Origin of the sequence: Bradyrhizobium sp., assembly GCF_036735945.1 — a bacterium.
Lineage (GTDB): Bacteria > Pseudomonadota > Alphaproteobacteria > Rhizobiales > Xanthobacteraceae > Bradyrhizobium.
In genome coordinates this window covers 18,095-43,166 of the sequence record NZ_DAINNI010000006.1, presented here as the reverse complement: position 1 = coordinate 43,166, position 25,072 = coordinate 18,095, and the positions used below count along the sequence as shown (strand labels likewise).

At 60.7% G+C, this 25,072-nt stretch carries 20 protein-coding genes; 2 read left to right on the top strand and 18 right to left on the bottom strand.

What is annotated here, in order from left to right:
- Window positions 1-12: 12 nt before the first annotated feature.
- The 17 genes from cysD to V7E26_RS03725 all read right to left on the bottom strand — a co-directional run bounded on the left by cysD (window position 13) and on the right by V7E26_RS03725 (window position 21,615).
- Window positions 13-828, bottom strand: a complete 816-nt coding sequence (cysD, locus tag V7E26_RS03805) for a sulfate adenylyltransferase subunit CysD (protein WP_324413647.1) — start codon at window positions 826-828, stop codon at window positions 13-15.
- Between the two features lie 17 nt (window positions 829-845).
- Window positions 846-1,766, bottom strand: a complete 921-nt coding sequence (locus V7E26_RS03800; protein WP_324413645.1) for a class I SAM-dependent methyltransferase — start codon at window positions 1,764-1,766, stop codon at window positions 846-848.
- A 118-nt stretch (window positions 1,767-1,884) separates the two neighbouring features.
- On the bottom strand, window positions 1,885-2,643 hold the full coding sequence (locus tag V7E26_RS03795) for a sulfotransferase family protein (RefSeq protein WP_324413643.1): 759 nt from the start codon (window positions 2,641-2,643) through the stop codon (window positions 1,885-1,887).
- A gap of 8 nt (window positions 2,644-2,651) precedes the next feature.
- Entirely contained in the window at window positions 2,652-4,058 is a 1,407-nt protein-coding gene (locus tag V7E26_RS03790; protein ID WP_324413641.1) for a glycosyltransferase family 4 protein, read from the bottom strand.
- 264 nt (window positions 4,059-4,322) lie between these two features.
- A complete protein-coding gene (locus V7E26_RS03785; protein WP_324413639.1) occupies window positions 4,323-5,825 on the bottom strand; it encodes a hypothetical protein in 1,503 nt (500 codons plus the stop codon).
- Window positions 5,826-5,843: 18 nt separating this feature from the next.
- Window positions 5,844-6,674: an FkbM family methyltransferase gene (locus tag V7E26_RS03780; RefSeq protein WP_324413637.1), complete on the bottom strand. Its 831-nt coding sequence runs from the start codon at window positions 6,672-6,674 to the stop codon at window positions 5,844-5,846.
- A gap of 110 nt (window positions 6,675-6,784) precedes the next feature.
- Window positions 6,785-7,909 carry a lipid II:glycine glycyltransferase FemX gene (locus V7E26_RS03775; protein ID WP_324413635.1) on the bottom strand — a complete coding sequence of 375 codons (1,125 nt, stop codon included), beginning with the start codon at window positions 7,907-7,909 and terminating at the stop codon, window positions 6,785-6,787.
- Between the two features lie 3 nt (window positions 7,910-7,912).
- Complete coding sequence (locus V7E26_RS03770) at window positions 7,913-8,701, bottom strand: class I SAM-dependent methyltransferase (RefSeq protein WP_324413633.1); 789 nt, start codon at window positions 8,699-8,701, stop codon at window positions 7,913-7,915.
- A gap of 5 nt (window positions 8,702-8,706) precedes the next feature.
- Window positions 8,707-9,981 carry an ABC transporter ATP-binding protein gene (locus tag V7E26_RS03765; RefSeq protein WP_324413631.1) on the bottom strand — a complete coding sequence of 425 codons (1,275 nt, stop codon included), beginning with the start codon at window positions 9,979-9,981 and terminating at the stop codon, window positions 8,707-8,709.
- Window positions 9,982-9,985: 4 nt separating this feature from the next.
- Window positions 9,986-10,780 (bottom strand): ABC transporter permease, encoded by a 795-nt coding sequence (locus V7E26_RS03760; RefSeq protein ID WP_324413629.1) that lies wholly within the window; start codon window positions 10,778-10,780, stop codon window positions 9,986-9,988.
- A 148-nt stretch (window positions 10,781-10,928) separates the two neighbouring features.
- The gene (gene asnB / locus V7E26_RS03755; RefSeq protein ID WP_324413627.1) at window positions 10,929-12,800 is read right to left on the bottom strand and encodes an asparagine synthase (glutamine-hydrolyzing); all 1,872 of its coding nucleotides are present in this window, start codon (window positions 12,798-12,800) and stop codon (window positions 10,929-10,931) included.
- 37 nt (window positions 12,801-12,837) lie between these two features.
- On the bottom strand, window positions 12,838-13,833 hold the full coding sequence (locus tag V7E26_RS03750; RefSeq protein ID WP_324413625.1) for an NAD-dependent epimerase/dehydratase family protein: 996 nt from the start codon (window positions 13,831-13,833) through the stop codon (window positions 12,838-12,840).
- Between the two features lie 140 nt (window positions 13,834-13,973).
- Window positions 13,974-14,489 carry a transcription termination/antitermination protein NusG gene (nusG, locus tag V7E26_RS03745; RefSeq protein ID WP_324413623.1) on the bottom strand — a complete coding sequence of 172 codons (516 nt, stop codon included), beginning with the start codon at window positions 14,487-14,489 and terminating at the stop codon, window positions 13,974-13,976.
- Window positions 14,486-15,127: a winged helix-turn-helix transcriptional regulator gene (locus tag V7E26_RS03740; RefSeq protein WP_324413621.1), complete on the bottom strand. Its 642-nt coding sequence runs from the start codon at window positions 15,125-15,127 to the stop codon at window positions 14,486-14,488. The genes nusG and V7E26_RS03740 overlap by 4 nt, the downstream gene beginning before the upstream one ends.
- Before the next feature lie 135 nt (window positions 15,128-15,262).
- Window positions 15,263-16,462 (bottom strand): glycosyltransferase family 4 protein, encoded by a 1,200-nt coding sequence (locus V7E26_RS03735; RefSeq protein ID WP_324413619.1) that lies wholly within the window; start codon window positions 16,460-16,462, stop codon window positions 15,263-15,265.
- A gap of 73 nt (window positions 16,463-16,535) precedes the next feature.
- Window positions 16,536-18,347 (bottom strand): asparagine synthase (glutamine-hydrolyzing), encoded by a 1,812-nt coding sequence (gene asnB / locus V7E26_RS03730; protein ID WP_324413617.1) that lies wholly within the window; start codon window positions 18,345-18,347, stop codon window positions 16,536-16,538.
- Between the two features lie 151 nt (window positions 18,348-18,498).
- Complete coding sequence (locus V7E26_RS03725; RefSeq protein ID WP_324413615.1) at window positions 18,499-21,615, bottom strand: M10 family metallopeptidase C-terminal domain-containing protein; 3,117 nt, start codon at window positions 21,613-21,615, stop codon at window positions 18,499-18,501.
- A gap of 300 nt (window positions 21,616-21,915) precedes the next feature.
- On the opposite strand from V7E26_RS03725, the gene V7E26_RS03720 reads away from it, so the two are divergent.
- Entirely contained in the window at window positions 21,916-23,109 is a 1,194-nt protein-coding gene (locus tag V7E26_RS03720; RefSeq protein WP_324413613.1) for a CaiB/BaiF CoA transferase family protein, read from the top strand.
- Window positions 23,110-23,201: 92 nt separating this feature from the next.
- Here V7E26_RS03720 and V7E26_RS03715 read toward each other — a convergent pair whose 3' ends face one another.
- Window positions 23,202-23,876 (bottom strand): GntR family transcriptional regulator, encoded by a 675-nt coding sequence (locus tag V7E26_RS03715; RefSeq protein WP_324413611.1) that lies wholly within the window; start codon window positions 23,874-23,876, stop codon window positions 23,202-23,204.
- A gap of 186 nt (window positions 23,877-24,062) precedes the next feature.
- Between V7E26_RS03715 and V7E26_RS03710 the strand changes: the two genes are divergently transcribed.
- Window positions 24,063-25,070: a TRAP transporter substrate-binding protein gene (locus V7E26_RS03710; protein WP_324413609.1), complete on the top strand. Its 1,008-nt coding sequence runs from the start codon at window positions 24,063-24,065 to the stop codon at window positions 25,068-25,070.
- Window positions 25,071-25,072: the final 2 nt, after the last annotated feature.

Sequence of the window (25,072 nt, the reverse complement as noted above, 5' to 3'; positions counted from 1 at the left end):
CTGAGGCATGTATCACATGTATCCCGAGGCGCGCAGGCGCTCGAAGCTGTCTTCCGAATCGTGGTCCATCAGACGACCGGCACGCTCCGGAACGTTCGTCGCCTCCAGCTCCGCGATTATTTCCTCGATCGAGCTGGCGTCAGACTTGATCGGCGACGTGATATTCTTCTCGCCGAGCGAGCGATAGCGGTAGCCTGAGCGGGACAGGTAGAGTGGAACGATCGGAATGTTCTCCCGCAGAGTGTATTTCCAGATGTCGATCTCGGTCCAGTGCAGCAGGGGATGGATCCGCAGATGCTGGCCCTCGGGGATTTCAGTCTTGTACTGATCCCAGAATTCCGCCGGCTGATTGCGAAAATCCCAGGCTCCGTCCGTCGCGCGCGGAGAGAAGACCCGCTCCTTGGCTCGCATGCTCTGTTCGTCGCGGCGAATTCCGAGGATGATCCCCTTGAAGCGATCGCGACCGATCAGGTTTCGCAAACCCGCGGTCTTTCGCGCGGCAGCCCGCGAGGCCGGCGCGAGCGTCGGGTCCATCTCGTCCTCCGGAGGGCAGAGTTCGATCCGCAGATCGAGCTTCCATTCCGTGGCGATGCGATCGCGAAATTCGTAGACTTCCGGCAATTCCATCTCGGTATCGAGCTGCACCATCGGAAACGGAACGTGGCCGAAGAAAGCCTTGCGGATGATCCAGAGCAAGGCCGTCGAGTCCTTGCCGATTGACCACAGCATGGCGGTCGGCTTCACACGGGCAAACGCCTCGCGCAGGATGAAGATGGTTTCATGCTCGAGTTGGCTGAGATAGGACATGCGGGGATGATCAGATTTCATTGTGCGGGTATGTCAGTTCAGGATTCACGGCGGCCTTCGAAATAGTGCTGAGCCTTGGTCGACGAGACCTGATCTACCTTGATGCCGTTTTCATCGAACCAGACCTGTATCTCCTGCGGCTCGTAGCGATATGCGTATTGCGGGTGGTACCAGTCGAAATTGACGACATCCGAGTAGCGCTCGCCGAATTCCGGGTTGAACCAGCATTTCAGGAAGTGATCGTAGATGAACGACTGAACGTCGTACTCGCCGGCCCTGACGTTCAGAAATGGCAGGTCCTGAGCGATCACGATCTTGCCGGCGCAACTCTGCAGATCGCGGCCAAGCAACGTAAACTGCCGCGCCAGGTCGAAAGCCTCCCTGGCCGGCATCGGGACGATCCGCTCCCGCAGCGCATCGTCGCTGGCCTCGCGCATCGGCGCCTTGGTTGCATATGCCGTGATAGCGATGGTTCCCCCGGGCGCGAGGCGCTTGACCAAGCTAGCAAACGTCGCGCGCGGGTTTTCCGTATGATGGATGGCGGCCCGGCAAATTACGAAATTGAACAAGTCGTCCGTCGGGACGGGGTCCGAGATATTCCAGCGAACAAACTGCGCGCGGCTTGAATCAACGCCGGCGGGACGCTGAATCGTCGAGAGCGAGCCGTGGATGTCGGCGCCGAGATAGGTCAACCCGTCCGGAGCGGGGGAAGCGAACAGGTCCTGAAACAGACCGCCATAGCCGCACGCCGCATCCAGCAGCTTGACGGGTTTCGAGTCCGCCTGCCGGCGAATCCTCTCGATCAGGCCGGGCCATCCCATTTGCTTGCTGGTCATCACCGACAGCGCGCCGGGATTCGAGCGGTAGAACGAGGCGAAGTCCACTTCGGCGCCCCATTGCAACGAATAGTGATCCGACGTCTGACCATCCGTCCGCTGCTCCGACAGCAGATCGACCACGCCAGGTCCAGGTGATGGAAAGCTGCAACCACTGCTGCAAACCCACCTGCTGCCACCTTCTCCGGCAGCAAGCGCCACGTGATGTTTCGGACAGAGTATCATCGGAATTCCTTCGCAGTCAGGCCCTGAGCCAATGGCCAAGATCCCGGCCGAGCAAGCGACCGAGCGCGGTCACATCCTCGCTGAACGTTTCAAGCAGCATCTCGCGCGTGGCCGGCAACATTCGCTGGTCCTCCGGCACGGACCTATTTTCCACCTCGACCGCCCGATTGGGGAGACCGTCCGGGGATATATCGAGGAAGCTGGCGATCTCTCGCAGAGTGCCGCCTGGATCGGCGACGAAGTCATCGAAGATCACGATCTTCAACTGCGAACGATCGAACTCCTCGAGCCAGCGCGACAATTGCAGATGGTAGAGGCCGCGCTCCGCGTAGGCGAACGGCGCCAACTCGCCCAGCGCCGTGCCCGCGATCTCGTTCTTGCGCTCGGCCTCCCGCACAATGGCGTCGTCAAACGAGAGCGTTTCAAGCCCGCTCTTGACCGTATGCCAGTAGTTCGAGAACGCCCGTTCCACGGGATCGCGCAAGATGCAGATGAACCTGGCATCGGGCAGACTGCCGCGGATGCGCCTGGGCACGTCGGGTCCGAACAGATAGGAGGTCGACGCCTCGCCCACGGCGCGCTGGCCCCGCCACGCGGAGAAGAACCTCTCTTCGTAGTAGCCCAGCCCCTGGGCATATTCGGCGCTCTTGAAGAAAAAATGCGGCTCCGGCCGCTTGTTCACCGGAAGATAGACGTCCGGATGGTCCTTCAGGTGACTGTAGACCGTGGTGGTGCCCGAGCGGGCCGCGCCGACGATCAGGAAATTTGGCAGCATCACAAGCCTCAGATCGAGTAATTCGGGAAAGCCGGCGCGCTCGCGAGCATATCCGCATGATAGGCCCTCTCATCGGCGACGAGCGGTGCTGCGAGCGGCGCCCCGCTGAAATCGAGATTCGCTCCGCGTGCGACGGCGTTCAGCAGAGCGCCGTAGGTCTCTCCCCAGACCTCGACGCTGTGGTTCTGCTCGATCCAGCGCCGCGAAGCCTTCGAGAAGTGACGACGTTGCTCTTCCGAAGCGGCGAGGCGCGTGAGCTGATCCGCCACCTCTTGCGGCGTCGAAGCGTTGAGGACCGGAGGCGCGCCCGTCGGACAAAGCGCGTCATACTGCTCGGTCAGAAGATTCATGATCACGGGAAGGCCGGTCGACATGGCCTCCAGCGCGGTAGCGCCATAATAGCCGATCGCGAACTGATCGATCAGGCAATCGGCGGCGCGCAGATATTCGGTCAGCTTGCGCTTGCCCGAAACCGGAAGGCGGACCAGGCGACCTTGCAGGCCGGCACGCTCCAGTATCTCAATGTCACGGGCGCTGTCCTCGCCCCAGCCGACCAGCACCAATCGCGCCTGGGGATGGCGCTGGGCGAACTGCAGGAAGCCATCGATGCCGATATGCGAGGCTTTCCATTGGCGGTCGAGCCGTGCGGTCACAAGCGCAAAAAACTCTCCGCCAACCTCCTTCCGCCACGCCTCTCGGGCCGGGCTTGGACCTGGCGAATACGCCTCCATATCGATCATCAGGGGAGCGTAGATGACATGGCGGAATCCAAACCGGCGCGCATTGGAGTAGGCCCACGGGTTGGTTGCGAGAAAGGCCGAGGCGTTGGCATAGGCGCGCCGCTGCAGATTGCCAAGGCCATCATTGCGGGAGGCCTCGAACCAGAGTTCACCGCCGGTCTGCGACACGAGGTAGGGTCGGTTTGCAAGATAGGCCAGATAGGGAGACTGCGCCGCAAACAGGCAGTCGTATTTCTGCAGCGCCTTGAGCATCGGCAGATAACCGAAAAATTCCGGCCACAACAGCAAGTCGGTCTGACGGATGAACTTGGGAACAGAACGTGGCGGCCATTTTCTTGACGGCGTGAAGTTCGCTGCCTTGATCAGCCGATCCAGTTGCTCGCCGCCATCGACGGGCGTGATGTAGAGATTGGGCACTTCGGGAAGATTGCTGCCGCGCTGCTCCAATTCGTCGATCGTGCTTTCTCCCTCGATCAACGTCGTCTCGGCCAGCTCCCAACCCGGGTGGCTCATGACATATCGGTCCCCCGGCGACGGATAGAGGTCGATCGAATATCCCTCTCTGCGCATCGGCAACGCGCGGATGGCCATGTTGTTGGCGAGGTTCCCGACAAATGCGTAGCGACCCGCGCGCGCCGAGCGCCCTCCATAATTTTCAATAAGCTCACGCGTCATCGCGCGCTCGAAAGCCCTCGTGGCCTTCAGGTTCTCCGACGTCAGCCAGGGGTGACACCACGGCGTGCGGTCAAAACTATGCCAGCAATTCCGGGGACGTAATTCTTCAGTGAGAAGCGCAGCTCGCTCTTCGACAGAGCGGCCTCTCAGCGCATCCGTAAGGGCCGATTCCGGAGTTGGCGCCGACCGGTCAAACGCCGCTCCCATCCGCGAAAGAAGGTTGATGAAACGCAAAACACTGCTGTGGGCCTGAAAATACCTCATCTACAGCGAGACCACGCGTTTCCATGCGGGCAAGACGATAGCCTCGCCCTGCCCCGGCCAACGATAGGTCAGATTCTCGATCGGCATCTCGCAATGCAGTTCAAGACCGCTTCCGCTCTCGACCAGCGAAACCGCATCCAGGGTCGTGAGCCAGTCGATGTAGCTTTCGGCCCCCAGCGCCGTCCAGCCCTTCTGGCGGCCGAGCTCGATGACGGTGCGGTGCACGTCGTGAAAGTCGCTGACGTTTTGCGGATGCAGGTTCATAACGATAACGCCGGGATCGCTGCCATCGATCTGTTCGGCAAGACCGCTGATGCGCTTGACCTGCTGGCGCGTGGACCACTTCTGCAGATAGTACATGCTGTCGCTGAACGTCGAGAACAGACTTCTGTGAGACGACCATGAGCCGTCCTGACGCAGAAACCGGAACGGCAGGTAGGAACCCATCGGACAAGTCCCGTCGAGCCCGCGGGTGTTCAAGTCCAGCACGAGGCCGCATTCCTCCCAGCTCGGCAGATAGCCCCAGTATCCCTGGTTCAGATGACCATGGTTGCGAACCGTTCGGGCCGGCTTTCCGACCAGGCTGCGCACCGCCTCGGTCTGGGCCCGGCATACCGACGGATAGCCCGCCGGGTCGGGCAAGGCGTCGATATGAACTCCGAATTCGATATTCGCAGGCATCGCAGAGAGCGTCTGCGCCGTATGCTTGGTGTGAGGCAGCATGATGTAGGTCATCGGAAAATCGCCGAGCAGGCCAAGCTGCTCGTCGTATTTTTCGAGGAAGGCCTGATCATCGTCCCCCGTCAGCAGGATCGCTCCCCGGGCGCCTCCGGGCAGCGGCTCGAGCAGCGGAAGCCCGCTCGCATCGGCGATCAATCGCGCAAGAAGGAAGCCGAGCCGGTCGGCCCACGGCACCATCTCGAACTTCGGAACGATATTGTCTTCGTAGAGATAGGCAGAACGTTCGTGCCCGGAGCCCCAGAGCGTCTTGTCCTTTGCGGTGAAAACCTTCTGCGGGTCGCCCTGGGTATAGCGGACGGTTTCCTCGACAACGCTCAGGCCGATAATCAGATGTTGGCGTCCCTCGTGATCCCACCAGCCCACCACGGTGCGGCCGTCCGCTGTCATCAGCACCGGCGTCAGCGATTTTCCGGAGAAACTGACATGCGGCAACAAGGCCCGGTAGGCCGGAACACGCTTTCGAAACCAGGAGGAACGATTCCGGTACAGAAATCCGCCGCCGGCTTCCGCACGGGCCTCGAGGCCGTCGATCGCGCTTGAGCCCGGCCGGTCCACCACAACGACCGAAAGCCGGTCCGCGGAAAACACGACGCTCTCGAAGCCGGCGTTGACGATCGAGAAGCGCCTGGTGACGCTGTTTCCGTCGGCATCGAGCCCGAGCAATCCATAGCGGCGCAGGACCATCGCCAGATCACGGCGCCAGTTGGACCTGTCGGAGGCAGTATCCGACAGGCCGTGCGCGAGGTTGGTTTGGTGCGGCACCGAAAGCTCTTCGTTCGTCTACGACATCACGGGCGCATCAGGCGCGCCGGTTGTCTTGAGCTGCATCCGCCAGCCGACCGGCCGTTGCGCGAGCACCATGCCTTCGGACGTGACGGCGGTCTCGAATCCCTTGGTCTTGAGATAGCTCTCGATTTCCCGGTAGATCGGAACGCCGTCGCGCATGACGTGTCCACGCGCCGCGATCCGCTTGGTAATCGCCAGCGACGCATCCATTCCCATCACACCCTCGAGTTCGGCGCCGTTTGTTTCAAACAGCACAAAATCGATCGACTTCAAGCCGGCTTCCGCGACGATGTTGTCGACCGTATCCACCTTGACCGTCGTCGTGCCCTTGTAGCGCCGCTCCTGCAGATGGTCGGTCACGCCCCACCATTCGTAGCTCAATTCCTTGGCGCCGAGATCGGCCAGGCGATGCTCCTTCTCGCCTCCGGTAAAGAACTGCAGCTCGGTCGTTTCCTTCCAGGCGCCCTTCGGGACGATCGTCACCTGAGGGAAGCGGTCCTTCGGAAAACATGCCGCAAGCTTGGCGAGATTACCCGCCTCCGGTTCGACCGCGATCAGGCGTCCGTTCGGACCGACCGCGCGTGCGAAGCGCGAGGCCTCCTCACCTGAACTCGCCCCCACCTCCACGACGACGTCACCCTTCTGGATCGGATAACGATAGAAGAACGTCACGATATGCTCGAAGAACAGGTCCCTGTTCTCCGGGACATAGGCGCCCCTGTACCAGCGATGCCAATGCCGCGTGAAAACGAGGTCCTCGAACCTGTCGCGCAGCGGGCCGGACATCGGCACCAGGCGGTTGAGAAACGAAATTTGCTTGTACACGAAGGGCCAACAGCGGGTCGCGAGACGCGTGGCATGCCGTGGAATCACTCCTGCAAGAGTAGCAACTAAGCGCATCATCTCGCCCACGATACTTCGCGCATATCTCGATATCATTTTTCTGTAAGTTCCAAGCAAAGATTGGCTATGTAGTCCTGGGCAAGTCGAGCATAGCGTTGCGGCTTAAGAAATTTGCTGCCTTGCACGATAGAGAAGGGTTGAGCACCAAATTTGCTCTTGAAACGCGTAACTTTCGAAACAGACCAGTCAGACGGCAAACTCGGAAAATAGGGACCGAGTCGATAATGCGAATTTCCCAAACTCTTCAGGAATCCAATCGCCCTCCACTGCAGAAAATCATTCACTCCGTTGGGCAAATGCGCTGGGTCCGAAACTCCGGCAAAATAATACGCAGACCTCTTGTCATGAAGTAAAATCGCGGCAGCCACTCGCTCTCCGTTGAAGGTCGCGAAAAGAAACGAACACATTTGGCGCGGCAACAACAGATTTCGAATCTCTTCAAAATAACTCGCGTTCGGAAGCGATTCTCCCGTACGCTGAGCTGACAACGTAGCCAAGCGATAGTACTCGGAAATACAATCGTCGGAACTGGTCAGATCAACAGTTTGAAAGCCGGCGTCCTGTGCTGCCCTCACTGTGTATCGACAACTTTTGGTCAGTGCGGAAAATAACTTATCTTCGGGTTCTGCTAACACGACGATCTGATCGACGACCGTAGACGCAAGCCCCGGTCCGGGAGCCAGCCCCAATGGACCGAAACTGTTCCCCAGTTGAAAGCCAAAATCAGTTACCCAGAACGGAATTTCGCGTCGCGCGGGTGAAAGGTTTTCTCGGGATAAGTTTTGCTCCCCCAAGTAAATACGATCCGCATTTGCGCCCCGAGCAATATCCAAAATGTTTCGAAGCACACGGCCCTGGATCTCCTTGACCTCAGAACTGGTGAGATCGGGGGCCAGCACCAATCCCGTATGACGGTGCAATCCATTGTGAACCAGCAATTCAACGAACGCGTTCAGCCCAAGATTGGAGATGAAAAGCGGAACCGCCGCTACAAGCCGTCCACCGCTTACGATCCCGAACGATCGATTTTCCGATCGACTTTGGGCCGCCTCGATCTCGATCCAGCCGCGGCTATGAAATATCCAGCCCTGCTCGGATTGAGAGCATAGCCCATCCCAGTCCGAAACCGAAATCTCAGAAATCGATATAAACTTCATGCGTTATCTTTTGGTAAGAATGAAGTTGTGACGGTATCCGCGATACGGATTCAACGGATGCACATCCTCCATCCGCACATCGGCACCTAATGATGCACCCAAGTCAAAGAAGTTATCATAATCATAGTAATAGAATATAGCCTCTCCCGGCACGTCAGGCGCCGCGCTCACCGCCTCCGACGCTGCTGACGTCAGCTTGCCCGGCCCCGCCACCGGAGGCGGCCCGTATTCGGCAGTAAGCCATTTCGAGTACTCGTGAACACGCACCTGATATTGTGCAGCTTTGCTCTTGTCCGCTACAGACCCGATCATAACGCGACCGCCGCGCTTAACTACGCGCAGCATCTCGCGGACCAGCGGCATAGCTTCATCGAAGGAGGGAATATTCTGAAGCACATCATTCGCAATAACTGCGTCGAACGACTCGTCTTGAAAGGACAACGCCTCTCCATCCGCCTTGAAGAACCTGGCGTTAGCCATATTCATTCGACCTGCAACTGCCAAAGGCAGAGACGACATATCAATTCCGGTGTATTGAGCGACGCGCGGAGCAAGCCCGCAGGCGATGTAACCCGACGCACAACCAACTTCGAGCACATTCGAGGTGCTATCCAGATTCAGAGCATTTTCAATGCTCGCAATCAGATCTCTGTGGAGGTCGGGCCGAGCCGATAGCCTTGGATCTTTTCCACTAACCCTGCAATGATCAAGCAGCGTCGGGACACCGTCGACTTTTGCCGCCTGATCATAGAAAAAACGTTCGAGACGAAGCTTCCAATCTGAAGAGACCATCAATCCTACTCAAAGCTCACTTGAATTTGGGGTTCGTAAAGAAGACTTGCTGGATACATTACGCGGCGCTTAACCGAGAAAGTAGCAGCCTTCTCTACATAATGCAGATAGGCTTCGTTGCCCTTTGGCAACATGAAGCGGCAGAGAGACACGCTAACATGATAGCGTCCCTCACCAAACTCCGCTTTCGGAATCGTGTATACAACTCTTCCACTACCGGACAGCGGCCGCCCTTCGTTGATATACGCTCCAAACTGGTAGGCATCGAAGCCGGAGACAGCTTGCAGGCGATCGCTATCGATCCGATAGCCGCAATAAATCTTGTCGTCGACAGTATTGCCTTCCCAGTCGACGGCGATGCGCAATGTTTCGCCATTCATCACGCCGGTGGTCGGCCTGTTATCAATATCTAGCAAGGTCACTTTCGTAACACGAATTCCTTCTCCACCGAGTTCATATTTACTTGTCTGAACTGTCCGCTCGTAGGCATCCCCATTCGCGTCTGAATTACGCTTCATCTCGCGATCCCAAACCCATTGATGGTAAGCCTTTGTAACGGGTTCTGCGCCTCCTTGCAGGACGACACGCCCGTTATCGATCCAAATGGCCTCATCGCAAAGATCTGCAATCAGTCCCTCCGAGTGCGAGACAAACAAAACGGTCGCTCCAGACTCACAGATTTGCCGCACCCGACGCATGCACTTGTGAACGAAAGCCGCGTCGCCAGCGGCCAAAGCCTCATCGACAATGAATATCTCGGGATCGACACTGATTGCCGTCGCAAAGGTGAGCCGTGCCTGCATCCCGCTCGAATAGGTGCGGAACGGCTGATCGATCACGTGCTCCAGTTCGCTGAAATCGATGATCCACGGAACCTTCGCCTCGATTTCGTCCTTTGTCATCCCGAGACAGAGCCCACCCATTGTGATGTTGTCTCGTCCCGAAAAATCGGGATGAAAGCCGCTTCCCAGTTCGAGGATCGCCGACAAGCGTCCGAAGATTTCCACCGTACCTTTGGTCGCATCGAGCAGGCCTGCGATGATCCTCAGCAGCGTGCTCTTGCCCGCGCCGTTTGGACCGATGATTCCGACCACGCGTCCGCGTGGAATCTCGAAAGAGATATCGTCAAGAGCCCAGTGCTCCGAATGCTGCTTCGTGCCGCCAAGAACTTCACGAAAGAAATCGAACGGATTGGCGTAGCTACGGTACGCCTTCCCCAGGCCGTTGACACGGATGGCCAGACTTGATGATCCGGCCGACGCCTGTGGCTCGACCGACATTTCATTAGAGGACGTTGCCATAGTACGGTTTCAACCTCTCGAAGGCGCGGTAGCCGATTCCCAGGACGAGCAAAGCCAGCAGCACGGTCACGACCCACGCGAACGGATGACGTATCGCTCCAAAGAACAGCACATCTTGATAGACCCAGATCAGATAACTGAAGGGATTGAGATAGATTATGGGCCGCAGGACAGGTGGCATCCAATCGGGGAGATACACCGTCGGCATCAGGTACATCACGACCGAGGTGAACACCGTCACGATCTCACGCAAGTCGCGGAAGAATGGCGTCAACGCCGCCAGCGCGAACGAGAGTCCCAGCGCCAATGACAGATGGAGGGCGAACGCGGCTGGCAACAGCAGAAAACCCCAGCTTAGACCCCCCACCACCAGCTTATAAAGAATGACAAGAACAATCGCGGGCAAGTGAGGGATGGTCGATGCAATCGTGGTTGTAATCGGCAGCACCTCGATCGGAAAGACAACTTGCTTCACAAGGTTTGCATTACCGATCAAGGCGCTCGGGGCACGAACAATCGCGGCCTGCATCATCAGCCAGGGCACCAGGCCGGCCAGAATATAACCTGGAAAATCTCCCGGAAACTCTCCTGAAACCGCGATCTTGGTTCCCAATACGAAGCCGAAGATCAGGAGATACGTGGCGACCATCACGAGGGGGTGTACGAAGATCCATATCCACCCGAGTCGATGCAATGCATGGGCGGAATTCATATCGCGAACAACCATCTCCCTCAGCAATTCCCGATAGCGCACCACACTATCGATCGTGGCTCGCACGGCTCTTCCGTTCCGCCGCAGAGAGAGCCCAATTCCTGCTGACCGAGTGGCTGAGATGAATCGACTCATGGCTGTTCACACACCGATATTACTTTATCAGCCAAGTACACCAAAGCACCGGCACCCGGCTGACTGTTCGATGATCTCATCAAAAGTAGCCTTCCATCAGCTGCTCGATATTCAGCAACGACCAGATCAGCAGGCGGCGGTTTTCCTTGCCCTGGAGGTGGTCATCGACCAGCGCGCGGACGGCATCCTGATCGAGCACGTCGTAGATTCGAGCCTTCTTGTTGAACAGCCGCCGCTTCACGTAGTCGATGCTCTCGCCCTTGAACCAGCTGGCATCGGGCGCCGAAAAACCCTGCTTCTCCCGATCGGCCACTTCAGACGGGATATGGCGGCCCATCATCTTGCGCAGGATCAGCTTGCCGTCCCTGGTCCGCTCGTAATAGCGCTGCGCCTTTCCGCCCGGCTCGTTTTCGTTGAGCCGGATGACCTCCGACAGGTTGCCCAGTTTCACTTTGGCCGGCAGCCGCATCGCGAAGTCGACCAGGTCGTTGTCGAGGAACGGCACACGGCTCTCCAGCCCGTGCGCCATCGCGAGCTTGTCGTCGACCACGAGCAGTCCGTTCAGGAACGTCTTTGCCTCGAAGTAGAGCGAGTGATTGACGTAGTCTTCCGGCCGCGTCAGCTGCGAGGCATGCTCCCTGAAGACGCCGCGAAATATCTCGACCGGCGAGGCGCGGCTCGCATCCGGCCAGATCGGCGCCAGCAATTTCGGCAGCGTTCCGCCGGGCACCATTCGTTGCCAGAAGCCGAAATATTTCTCGACATAGTGGTCGAAATCGTCGTTCACGACCGCGCGGTAGTAGCGCCAGGGATAGCCACCGAAGAGTTCGTCGCCTCCCGTGCCGCTCAGCACGACCTTGCCGAACTTCGACGCCAGCTTGGCCGCGTAGAAGTTCGGATAGGATTGTCCGACCCGCGGCTCCTCGAGATGCCAGGCAAGGCTCGGCAGCGCTCGCTCCATGTCGCCGGCCTTGAGCACCATTTCGTAATGCTCGGTCTTGAAGCGGTACGACATGTACTCGGCCTTCGACCGCTCGTCGTAGCCGAGCTCCACGCCCGAGGCGGAGCTGAGGTCGAAACCGACGGTGAACGTTCGCATGAAGGGGAGCTGAGCGGCCGCCAGCGCCGTGATGGAGCCGGAATCCATGCCACCCGACAGATACGATCCGACCTCGACATCGCTGACGAGCTGGCGGTTGACAGCCTGCTGGAACAGCCGATCGAGCTCGTCGAGCGCATCCGCCTCGTCGAAGGCTCCCTGCGGCTCTTCGAAATGAAAGTCCCAGTACCGGACCGGCGCGGCAGGTTTGTCGCCCAGGCTGATCTGCATGTAGCAGCCCGCGGGCAGCAGCTTCACGCCGGCAAACAGCGTGCGGTCCGTGAAGAAATTCTGGAACGAGAGGTATTCGGTCAGTCCCTCCGGGTCCATCCGCGCCGCATAGCCGGGGAAGGCCCGGAACGCCTTGTGCTCGGACGCAAACAGCAGGGCGCCGTTGACTTCGGTGTAATAGACCGGCTTCACCCCGAAACGGTCGCGCGCAATCGTCAGCCTGCGTTCCCTGGTGTCCCAGATCGCGAACGCGAACATTCCGTTCAGCTTGAGCAGGGCATCGAGCCCCCATTCGGCGAAGGCCTGCATCAGCACTTCGCTGTCACCCGATGAATTGAACTTGTGGCCGCGGGCGGACAGTTCGAGCTTGAGTTCCTTGTAGTTGTAGATCTCGCCGTTGTAGGTGAGGACGTACCGCCCGTCCTTGGTTTCCATCGGCTGACGCGCGGCATCGGTCAGGTCGATGATCGAGAGCCGCCGATGCCCGAGCCCGATCGGCCCGTCGCAATACTGGCCTTCGCCGTCAGGTCCCCGATGCGCGATGACGTCGGTCATCGCCTTCAGCGACGTGATCGACGCCGGCCGGCCGTCCCGATGAAATATTCCGGCAATGCCACACATGGCGACCTATCCGATCCCGGTTGCGCTCAATCGCGCTTCAGACCTGCGCTTTCGCGCGGCGCTGCTCGACCTCATCGATGTGCAGCCTGCGCCACTCGATCAGCCGGCGCAGCCCCTCGTCGAGGTCGATGCCGGCGGTGAAGCCGATCTCCTCCTGCGCACGCTTCGGCGAACCGATCCGGTTGCGCACCAGCGTCGCCTGGCTTCGCGGGGCATAGTTGATCGGCTGGTTCGAGCCCGTCAGGTTGAGGAGCTTCTCGGCAACCTCCTTCAGCGAGGTGCGCTTGCCGGTACCGACATTGTAGAACCGATCGGTAGCGGTGGCTTTCATGGCGCAAAGGTTGGCCGAGGCGCAATCCTCCACGGCAACGAAATCGAACGCTTCGGACCCGTCACCGAGGATCGTCGGCCCCTGCCCCCTGTCGATCGCATCGAGCATTTTCATGATCACGGCGATGTAGGCGCCGCGATAGTCCTGCCGCGGGCCATAGACGTTCATGTAGCGCAGCCCGACATAATCCAGCCCGTAACGGAAGTGATAGGCGCGCGCCATCGCCTCGCCGCAGATCTTGGTCGCACCGTAGAAATTCTTGTTGTTGAACGGATGATCCTCCGTCATCGGCTCCTCGATGGCGTCGCCGTAGACGGACGCCGACGACGACCAGACCAGCCGCTTGACGCCATTGCGAACGCAGGAATCGAGCACGTTGAACATGCCCTTGACGTTGACGTCGAAGGCGGTCCTCGGAAATTCATGGCACTGCAGCAGCCACAGCGCCGCGAACTGGAATACGCCGTCCGCATCCTTCAGCGCGGCGTCAAGGATATCGGTGTGGGTGATATCGCCCCCGGCCTCGAAGATCTTGACGCGGGGATCGCGCAACGAATTGGCGAGGTTCTCGTGCGTGCCGCGCACGAAATTGTCGTAGATCACGATCTCGCCGACGTCCTGCTGAATGAGCTGATCGATCGCATGAGAACCGATCAGTCCAGCCCCACCGATCACGACAAAGCGCTTTCCCCGAATATCCATCTGTTCAGCTCTCGATTTCCTGGATGACTACGTTGGCCCGGAGGCGCTGCTCCAGGCCTGTTTCAGACATGCTACCGCACTCCGGGTGACTCGAGGTCCACCGGACTGCACCACTCACCTGCCTCGCAAGGCAGGCGACCTTACGCCGCCGCAATCAGCTCCGCGCCCACGAGCACGCGCACCTTGCGGCCCAGGAAGTCGAGCAGAATGGAGACACGTTCGCGATCGGCAACGCCCTCGACCAGCGCCAGGCTATCGACGAACGCGCCATCGACCACCCTCACTCTGTCGCCCGGAGAGAACGGCGCCCGCCGTTCGAGCCTGACGAAGCCACCTTCGTCTTCCCGCGCCTTCAGGGCGTTGACCACGCCGTCGTCGACGGACGCAGGGGTCACGCCCCGGCAGACGAGATGCGATACGCCGATTGTCGACTGAATCGACCGCCATCGCTGCGCGGCTACATCCATCGCGACGAAGAGATAACGGGGAAACAGCGGGCGCGCCACGGTCTCGACTCTTCTCGCATGGCTGCGACGCTTGAGATAGCGCGGCAAATACAGGCTGAAACCCTGCAACGCAAGATTCGCGGCGGCTTTTGCTTCCGCATTGATGTGCGTCTGCACAACATACCAGCGAAGGCCTGTTTCGTTGTTCATGGCGCGACGTCCTGTTCCGGTGACGGGCGCAACCCCAACAGCTCAGGCGCGAAGACCTTGTCGCTGCCGAACCGGGCCACCGCCTCTTCGAATACATTCTTCGCGCGCTGCAAATCCGTCACGACGACACCGTCGAAGGATTCGGCGACGTCGGAATAGCCCGGCACGACATCGACGCCGATGAACCGCCCCGCGGTCTCATCGGGATCGACGACGGCAACGATGGTTATCGGGCTGTCGACCGCGCAAAGAATGGCGATTTCGCAAAGGTCGGATTTTCCGGCGAGGACGAGACGCCTCAGGCCAAGCGCGTGGGCGCGCGTGAACAGCCGGCCGTAATCGTCCTTTGCCTTGCGAAACAGCGAAAACGACGAGGACAGATACTCCATCGTCAGCCGCGACTTTTCGGAAAAACCCTGCGGGGTGAGATAATAGGCGTAGCGACGCGCCGGCGCCTGCCCGACCTTCACCAGTCCCTTCCGGATCGACCGCTTGAGGTAGGCGTTGACGAGGCCGAGGGCTACGCCCAGTTCGGCGGCCATGCGGCGCTGGGATCGCGATCCATCGCTTTCGACCGAGGTCAAAAGACCAAGCACGATGCGATCGCTGTCGCGGTTGTCTGTCGGCTGAATCCCCATATCGGCGCTCTTAGCGCGTTCAGCGCGTGAACGTCAAGCACCTTGTTCAAATCATGAACACATATAAGCCATTGATAATGATCATATTTTATGAACATCGGCCGGGAAGAATCGGAACTGGACCGGAATAACGGATCAAGCCAGATACCGGGCGGCGAGTGCCGAATAGCTGAAACGCTCGACCGCGGCGACGCGCTTCTCCAGCTTCTGCTCCGGACCGGCCAGCGCGGACAGGAGGCCCTGCGCAAGCTCCGAGGGGTCATCCGGCGCGCATCGCAGCGTCACCAGATCCTCGAGGCCGGTCAGCGCTTTCGGCGCGCAAGCAATGACGCTGCGCGGCGCGAACAGGCAGTAGTCGAAGATCTTGTTCGGGCTGATGCCGTAATCGTAGAGCCGGTTGTTGTGAAACGACACGGCGGCGCAGTCGCACAACCGCAGAGCCGCATGCGCAACGGGCCGATCGACCTCTTCATGAAACTCGACATTGGCCAGGCCGCTTGCGCGCTGCTGAAGCGCCTCGCGCGAGGTGCCCGACCCCACCAGCACGAACTGGATTTCGGGATTGCTGCCGGCGAGCAAGGCCGCGGCATCGACCAGGTACTCCACCGCATTCGGCGGCCCCATCGAGCCGGCATACAGCACGACGCGCTTGCCCTGCCGTTTCAGGTCGCGAATTCGCTCGATGAACGGAAGCGTGACTTCCGCCGGCTCTCGCGCACGCCTGATCTCGCTTTCCGAAACGCCATTCGGTATCCAGCGGAATCGGCCGGGCGCGAGCCCCCGCGAATTCATGTAGGCCTCCGCGCCACCGAGCAGGCAGACCACACGATCCGCCGAGCGGTAGGCAAGACGCTCCTGCCAGGCCAGCAGCGTGATCAGCGGATGCCGTGCCGGCATCAGGCCAAGCGCCACGATGCTTTCCGGCCAGAGGTCGCGAACTTCAACCCAGAATTTCGCGCCCAATCGCCGCGCCATCCGCCCTGCGACGGAAACGAAGAACAGATGCGGCGTGGACGCGATGACCAGATCCGGCTTGCCGAACTGCTGCGAAATCGCGGCGGCATCGCGGCTGCTTCTCAAGCCGAATGAGATGTTGTTTCGTAGACGGCCGACGCTGCCGGCATAGCGCGGCGTATCGACGAACCAGAAATCGACCTCGCCGATCCGCTGCGGTCCGGGCGGCCGCGTTCCACCGACCAGCAGATGATGGAAATTCGCGCAAATCACGATCGGCTTGTGGCCCATCCGGCCCCAGGCTTCCGCGAGCAGGTACGGCCGCCAATGGCGCCCGAGCCCCGGCCCTCCGGCAAAGGGATGCAGCAGCCAGATGTTCATGCGCCGGCCCGCGGGAATTCGAAGCCTTCGCAAGAGCGATGACGCTGGATGCGCCCGGAAATCACGCCCACCGTCACACCGCCTCGATCCGGAATCGCTCCTGCCAGAGCGCTATACAGTACAATCTCCACCGCATTCCCGTATCCAGACGATGAAAGCGCTTCCGCAGAACCTTTAGGTCGGCGAACCGTCCGACCAGCGAGCTCGCCAGCACTTTTTCGTACATAACATCCGCATGCCGGTTCAGCCATATCTGGTCTGGCGCGGCAAAGCCGACCTTGTCCTTTCGCCAACAGATATCTTCAGGCAGATCCTTCTGCATGGCGGCGCGCAGCGGCCACTTGGTCCAGCCCTTGTTCAGCTTGACGGCGACGGGAAGGCCAAGCCCGAACTCCACCAGCCTGTAATCCAGAAACGGCAATCTGGTCTCGATCGCAAAATGCATCGAGTTCTTGTCCTCGAACCGCAGCAGCATGGGCAGGCTGGTTTCGGTGATTTCGAGCGCTTGCATCACCTCGGCGTTTCCTGCGCCGCGCGCAAGCCGCCTGAGCGCATCCGGAAGCCGGGGGTTTTTCAGAAACCCATAGCTCCAGCGATAAGCCTGCTCCCGCACCGTGGCGGAGCTGGCGCCAGCGAGATACATCGCGAGCTTTCGCACCGGCGTCACCGCTGCCGCGGCCAGGAATGCCGAGACAAATCCGCCAACACCGCCCTGTCGAAGCCGGTCGAGCAGCCAGGCGGCATAGTAACGCTGATAGCCCAGCAATGTCTCGTCGCCGCCCTGGCCGTCGAGCAGCACGGTCACGCCGTTGGCACGCGCGGCCTTCATCACCTCGTACTGCATCATGATCGAGGGGCCGCCGAACGGCTCCTCCTGGACATCGATCAGCGTGTCGACCGTCGCGGCAAATTCCTCATAGCTCGGCCGGGTGCGCTTCCAGCCGAGCCGCGACTGCTCCACGATCCTGACCGCGTATTTTTCCTCGTTGTTGCTGGCCTGTTCGCTCACCGCGGTGATCGCGAAGAATGGCTCGCTGGAATTGGCGGCATGGCGCGCGGCGGCCAACGTCGCGACGCTCGAACTGTCCAGCCCGCCCGACAGGCAGGTCCCTACCCGCACGTCCGAACGCAGACGAAGGCGCGTCGCGTCATCGAGCAGATCGTGAAGCAGGCGTGGCACCTCGTTCTCGCTGAGCGCGCGCGGATTTGTCTTGAGAGAATAGTAGCGATTGATCCTGAAATGGCCGGTGGCGACATCGACACGCAGCCAATGCCCCGGCGCCAGCTTTTCGATCCCCCTGAAGAAGGTCCTGCTGGTGTGATCGGTCAATCCGCAAACCAGGAAGTCGTTGACCAGTTGGTCGTCGGCGATCCGCCGGCCGATCAGCGGCAGAAGCTGCCGGATCTCCGAGCCGAAGGCGAACGCCACCGGCGTGTCGGCATAATAGAACGGCTTCACCCCGAAGCGGTCGCGGGCACAGAACAGCGTGTTGTCGCGCTCGTCATGGATGGCGAACGACCACATGCCGTTGAAGCGGTTGACGCAGTCCTCGCCCCACGTCAGATACGCATTGAGCAGGACCTCGGTATCCGTCGCGGTCTCGAAGACGACGCCGAGCTCCTGCAGCTCCGTGCGAAGCTCGATGTAGTTGTAGATCTCGCCATTATAGGTGATCCATAGCGGATGCCGCCGATGGCGCATCGGCTGAATTCCGTCGCTGCTGAGATCGATGATCGCGAGCCTGCGATGGCCGAGCCCGAGATTGCCGTTGACATGCGTGCCCGACCCGTCCGGCCCGCGATGCGCGACCAGGTCGGTCAGTTCCCTTACCCGGTCTTCGCTGACGGCGCCGTTCCTGTCGACGATGCCGAATATGCCACACACAGTCGCGTGTCTCTCTTCGTTCGCAGCTATGGAAGTGGCTTTTAGTCGACCGGGTGCCTGAAGCAAATAGGCCAGTTCGGTCCAGGCTATTCCGCTCCGGCTCGCATTTCGAACGCGGGAACGCGGCTTGAGCCGCGATCAGATGCGTCGTTCACACGAGATGGAAGTCGCCCTGGTGTAGAAGATGTGCAAGCCAATCCGGATTGGTCGTTGCAGCGTCGTGGAAATTGCCGGCAAGGCCGGGGTGCGCATCGTTTTGACCTGACAGCGGCTCCAAACCGGCGGGCGTTGCGCTGTCGATCGCTGCACCGGAATGTCCGATCACGTTCAAATCGGACAGCGACGGGAAGGTGAAGGCCTGGCCAGATCCGAAACCTGTGACGATTGCACTGTCCTGAGCGATCGTCGCTTGACCAGGCGCAGCCTGTCCGGGAGGCACGCCGATGGTGCCGTCGCCGTTGAGATCCTGGTGGAACGTGGTCTCGTATCCTTCCAGCGCCGCGCTGGTCCCTGAAACGGTCCCGGTCACGTTCGCAATCTGGTTGCCGTTGCTGTCGGTGGTCCACACCACGTACTGGTCGGCGCCGGGCACCTTCCAGGCAACGACGTAACCACCCGAGGTCTGCTCGGCACCGATCGGCGTAACGCCGCCGAATTGTCCGGCAACAAAGGGAGATCCGGCGTACTTCAAGGTCGGGCCACTGTTGCCCAGATAGAAGTTGCTTTCGATCTTGACCAGGCTGGTCGATCCAAACGATTCGATCACCGTCCCGGCGACGCCGATGGTGCCGTCGCCATTGAGGTCCTGGTGGAACGTGGTCTCGTAGCCCTGCAGCGCGGCGCTGGACCCTGAAACGGTCCCGGTCACGTTCGCAATCTGGTTGCCGTTGGCGTCGGTGGTCCACACCACGTACTGGTCGGCGCCGGGCACCTTCCAGGCAACGACGAAACCGCCTGAGGTCTGCTCGGCACCGATCGGTGTAGTGGCGCCAAACTGCCCTGCGACGAAGGGAGCGCCGGCGTATTTCAAGGTCGGGCCGCTGCTGCCGAGATAGAAGTTGCCCGCCATCTGGACGAGGCTGGTCGATCCAAACGATTCGATCACCGTCCCGGCTGGGCCAATGGTGCCGTCGCCATTGAGGTCCTGGTGGAACGTGGTCTCATATCCCTGCAGCGCGGCGCTGCTTCCTGACACGACGCCGGTGACATTGGCGATCTGGTTGCCGTTGGCGTCGGTGGTCCACACCACGTACTGGTCGGCGCCCTGCACCTTCCAGGCAACGACGAAACCGCCGGAGGTCTGCTCGGCACCGATCGGTGCAACGGCGCCAAACTGTCCGGCAACATAGGCTGCGCCGCCGTACTTCAAGGTCGGGCCGCTGCTGCCGAGACGATAGTTGCTTGAAACCTTGACCAGGCTGGTCGATCCGAACGATTCGATCACCGTCCCGGCGACGCCAATGGTGCCGTCGCCATTGAGGTCCTGGTGGAACGTGGTCTCGTATCCTTGCAGCACCTCGCTGCTTCCGGAAACGACCCCGGTGACATTCGCAATCTGGTTGCCGTTGGCGTCGGTGGTCCACACCACATACTGGTCGGCGCCGGGGACCTTCCAGGCAACGACGTAACCGCCCGATGTCTGCTCGCCGGCGATCGGTGTGATGGCGCCGAACTGTCCCGAAACAAACGGGGAGCCGGCATATTTCAGCGAAGGTCCGGTCGAGGTGCCATCGGCGTAAAGATAATAGTAGCTTCCGTAGAAGGTCAAAGACGTCGCGCCGAACGACTCCAGGGCGACGGCAGCGGCGGTGCCGATCACATCGGCGCCGCTGATCGTCACATTGCCCGAGATATCGATCGAGAAATCGGCGATGCCGTCGCCATTGGTATCGCCCTGAAGCGTAGTCACGCCGAGAGCGCTGTTGTAGAAATAATCGAGCGCGCCGGCGATGCCGTCGAAGCCTGCAGTGGCCAGGAAGCGGAACTGATCGTAGCCACCCGTTGCGCTGATCGCGTCGATGCCGCTGAGATCGACGTGATCCAGAGCTGACACGAAGTCCGTGATGCGATCATGCTGGCCGCTCGCGGCCGATGTATCGCCCGGCCGAAACACAAACGTGTCACCGCCGGCGCCACCCGTCATGGTGTCGACGCCGGAGCCGCCGATCAGCGTGTCAGATCCCGCACCGCCAATCAGCGTGTCGTTGCCGCCACCGCCCGACAGCGTGCAGCTCAGGTCGCTTGCGATCAGGGTGTCGCGGCCGCTGCCGCCGATGGCCTTTTCGATGACCGTGCCAAGCGCGATGCCGATGTTGTTGACGAGCCCTCCAATCGACGAGAATGCGCCGGGATGCAGGTCGATGGTCTGGGCCGATGAATAGCCGGAGCAATCGAGCGTATCGTTGCCGCCGCTGTCATAAATGGTCAGCGCCGGCGCCGGGCTGTAGTTGCCGAAGCTGAATACCGCGCCCGCATTGCTGTTGAAGCCATAAACGGTATTGCCGACCCTGGTCGTGGTAGCCGCGCCGTACATCAAGGCCACCGCGTAGATATCGGCCATCTGCGGCGTGACCACGTACCGGTACGAACTCCCGGAGTAGTTGGGCTCCGAAAAATACGACATCAGCGAATATTGCCAGGTGTCGTTGGCATAGAGCGCGTCGGTCGAATACGACGCGCTGCCATTGTACGGACCCTGATGGCCAAGGCCGATCGCATGCCCGATTTCGTGCAAATAGGTCTGGTAGGCGTAGCTGTCGATGCCGGTCTTGCCGTCGTTGGCGCCGCCGTCGTTGGTCACCCAGTCGGTCGAGATGTTGACGAACTGGTCGGTGATCGAACCGCCCGGCCAGTTGCCGGTGGTGTAGGCCTGCATCGTGCCGTTATGGGTGAAGGTGATATTCGCCGCGCCCGAAGTCTGGACGAAGGTGATGCTGGCGACCTCGGACCATGCCTGCAGCGCCGTCTGCGCGAGGAACTGCTCCGACGCGTTCAACCCGGTGATGTTGTAGCTGATGGTGCTGGAGGGGAAGAAATGGGCGACGGTGGCATTGTATTGCCAGAAGCCGGTGATGAGGTAGTCGGCGAGCGTTGCGATCGACGCGACCGGCTTGGCGGCACTGACCGTCGTCATAGCCGCGCCCCCGGCCGCCGAGGGAAGCGAGCCGCCGTCGTCGGTCCCGAACCCGTCGCGAGCCGCAATGATCACCCCGTTGTCGGTGTCATCAGCTGCAGGAGGCCAGACGCCATCGAAAAGGCTGTTCTTCATCGATCAGGTCCGCCTGCCGTTCATTCGATTACCAAGGATTCGCCAACCTACACGGCAGGACTGCGCCATCAATGCTTATCCACCAATCGGCCCTGCTTTGCCATGCACCGCCGCCCGGACAAAACCCCGTATTTTTACGGAAGCTAAAACCGAGCAGGCCACCGATCAACAACCCATCCGTGTGCCGCCGCCCCTTCGGTGGAATGCCGAACAAGCTGTTGGAAATCGGCGCAAGATTTGTTTAAGTCGCACCGGGCTGCTCTCCCCACCCGCGAAAATTCAAAAAAACAAGGTTTCTCAATGCCTTTCCCACGCGCTTCGCAGGCCCTTTCCCGCTTCACCGTGCTCGATCTCACCCGCGTTCGCTCCGGACCGACCTGCGTCCGGCAGTTGGCGGACTGGGGGGCCAACGTCATCAAGGTCGACGCGCTGCTCGAGGATAGCGGTGGCGAGCAGCCGGGCGGCCCGCGCCGCGGCTCGGACTTCCAGAATTTGCACCGCAACAAGCGGGCGATGACGCTGAACCTGAAGGACCCGAAGGGCCTCGAGGTGTTCAAGCGCCTCGCCGCCAAGGCGGACGTCGTGGTCGAGAACTTCCGCCCCGATGTGAAGGCCAAGCTGGGCATTGACTATGAGAGCCTGCGCCGGATCAACCCCCGCATCGTCTATGGCAGCATCTCCGGCTTCGGCCAGGATGGGCCCTACCACAAGCGGCCTGGCTTCGATCAGATCGCGCAGGGCATGGGCGGGCTGATGTCGGTCACCGGTGCGCCCGGCGAGGGCCCGATGCGGGTCGGCATCCCCGTCGCCGACCTCACCGCCGGGCTGTTCTGCGCCATCGGCATCCTCACCGCGCTATTGGAGCGCGACGTCTCCGGCGAGGGCCAGTGGGTGCAGACCTCGCTGCTGCAGGCCCAGATCTTCATGCTGGATTTCCAGGCGTCGCGCTGGCTGATGGAGAAGGAAGTCGCCAAACAGGCCGGCAACAACCATCCGACCTCGATCCCGACCGGCGTCTTCAAGACCTCCGACGGCTATATCAACATCGCCACGACCGGCGGGCGGATCTGGGAACGCTGCGCGCAGGCGATCGGCGCGCCCGAACTGATCACCAACCCCGACTATGCCACCGCGCCCCTCCGCTCGAAGAACCGCGATGCGCTCAACGCCGCCATCGGCAAGCTCACCGAGAAGAAATCGACGGAGACCTGGGTCCGGGAATTGAACGAGGCCGGCGTGCCGTGCGGCCCGATCTATTCGATCGACCAGATGTTCGATGATGCCCAGGTCAGGCATCTCGGCATCGCCCAGCACGTGCCGAACGACGAGAACCGCCACATCCAGCTCGTCGGCCAGCCGGTCACGCTGTCGCGCACGCCGAGCAAGATGGCCGCGCGGCCGCCGGAATTCGGCGAGCAGACAGAGGAAGTGCTGGAAGAATTCGGTTTTGCCAAGGACGAAATCGCGGAACTGCGCCAGCGCAAGGTGGTATAAAACTACTCTCACGCCCAGCGAAGCAACCCGTCTATCCCCTTGCGGTGCAAGACGAATTACTTGGTGACCCTGCCGCTCAAGGGGTTCAACCGCTACTTCAGCGCCGCCGTCGCCAGCGCGTGCTCGACGCAATTGTTCACATGCACCTGTAGCGTCGCGACCGCCGCCTCGGCGTCGCGTTTCAGCGCGGCATCCAGCAGCGCCTTGTGCTGCTCGGCCGGCTCGCTGCCGCGGTAGCTGAACGCGACCATCTGGTAGCGGAAGTATTTGTCGAACACGAGCGCATGCGTCTCCATCAGCGTGCGCGAGCCGCAGTTGGAAATCAGCGCCTGGTGGAATTCGCCGTCATAGCGCTTCCATTTCTCGAGCTCGCCGAGCCCCTTCTCCATCAACCGGTCGGTGGACGCCAGCTTGTGGTGCGCGGAGACCACGCGCCCTTCCCACTCGACGTCGGCATGGCCGAAGGAAATCCGCATCGCATGCGATTCCAGCAATAGCCGCAGCTCGGCGAGCTCTCTCAGATTGGCGGCCGATACGGCCGCGACTTCGAACCCACGGCGGCCTTCCGCCAGCACAAAGCCTTCCGCGGCAAGGCGACTGAGGATCTCGCGCAGCGTGGAGACGCTGACGCCATAGTCCTCCTTCAGGCCTTCGAGCCTGAGTTTCTGCTCCGGACGCAGCCGGCCGAACACGATGTCGGTGCGGATACGGCGATAGCCGTCGTCGCCGACCGCTTCCTGCTCATCCGTCCGATCGATCAGTGTCATGCCGATTCCTGCGCGCGCTGCGGCCCGGCAGTGCCATGCCGGCCGATTCCTCTCAAGCCTCATCCAAGCATCATACACGTTCTATTTCATATGATGACACTGATTTTATATTTTGACTTTACCTTTGCCATATGAATTATGTTTCCCACCGCGACACCTGAGATCGCGAAATGGGAGAAAACCGCCATGCGGATGGGAATGTTCTGCGCAGCCGCCAGCCTGTGCGCGCTGCTGGTCACACCGGCTTCAGCCCAGGTGCAGGAACGGACGATCCGCTGGGGTCACCTCAACAACACGGACCACCCGGTCAGCTTCGGTGTGCAGAAGTTCGCCGAGGTGCTGGCGGCCAAGAGCGGCGGCAAGCTGAAAATCCGTGAATTCGCCGCTTCCCAGCTCGGCAACGAGATGCAGCAGCAGTCGGCGGTGCGCGGCGGCACCCAGGAAATCCTCTCGGCCTCGACGACCTCGCTCGCCAGCGTCGTCAAGGACCTCGGCCTGTTCGACTTCCCCTTCATCGTCAGCACCTTCGAACAGGCCGAAGCGCTGGCGCAAGGCGCCTTCGGCAAGGCGATGCTCGACACGCTGCCGGAGAAGGAGCTGATCGGTCTCGGCTATTGGGGGCTCGGCTTCCGCAACGCGACCAATTCGAGCCGGCCGATTGCCAAGGTCGAGGATTTTGCCGGGCTGAAGCTGCGCGTCATCCCGAACCCGGTCTATCTCGAAACCTTCAAGGCGCTGAAGGCCAACCCGGTGCCGATGGCCTTCGGCGAACTCTACACCGCGCTGGAGAACCGGACGGTCGACGGCCAGGAGAATCCCTACAGCGTCATCCTCTCCAACAAGTTCTTCGAGGTGCAGAAATACGTCTCGGCGACCAACCACACCTTCACGCAGAACGTCATCATCGTCAGCAAGAAGTTCTGGGACGGCCTTTCGCCTGAGGAGCAGAAGATGTTCCGCGATACCTTCGCCGACACCCGCCAGTACCAGCGCGACCAGACCGTCGCGGCCGCGGAAAAGTCGCTTGGCGAGCTCAAGGCGAAGGGAATGCAGTTCAACGAGATTGCGCCGGCCGAATATGCCCGCATGCAGGACGCGACCAAAGGCGTGATCGAGAAATTCTCCGGAGAATATGATCCGGCGCGGGTAAAGCTCTTCAGCAGCGAACTGGCGCGCATCCGCGGCGGCAAATAGCC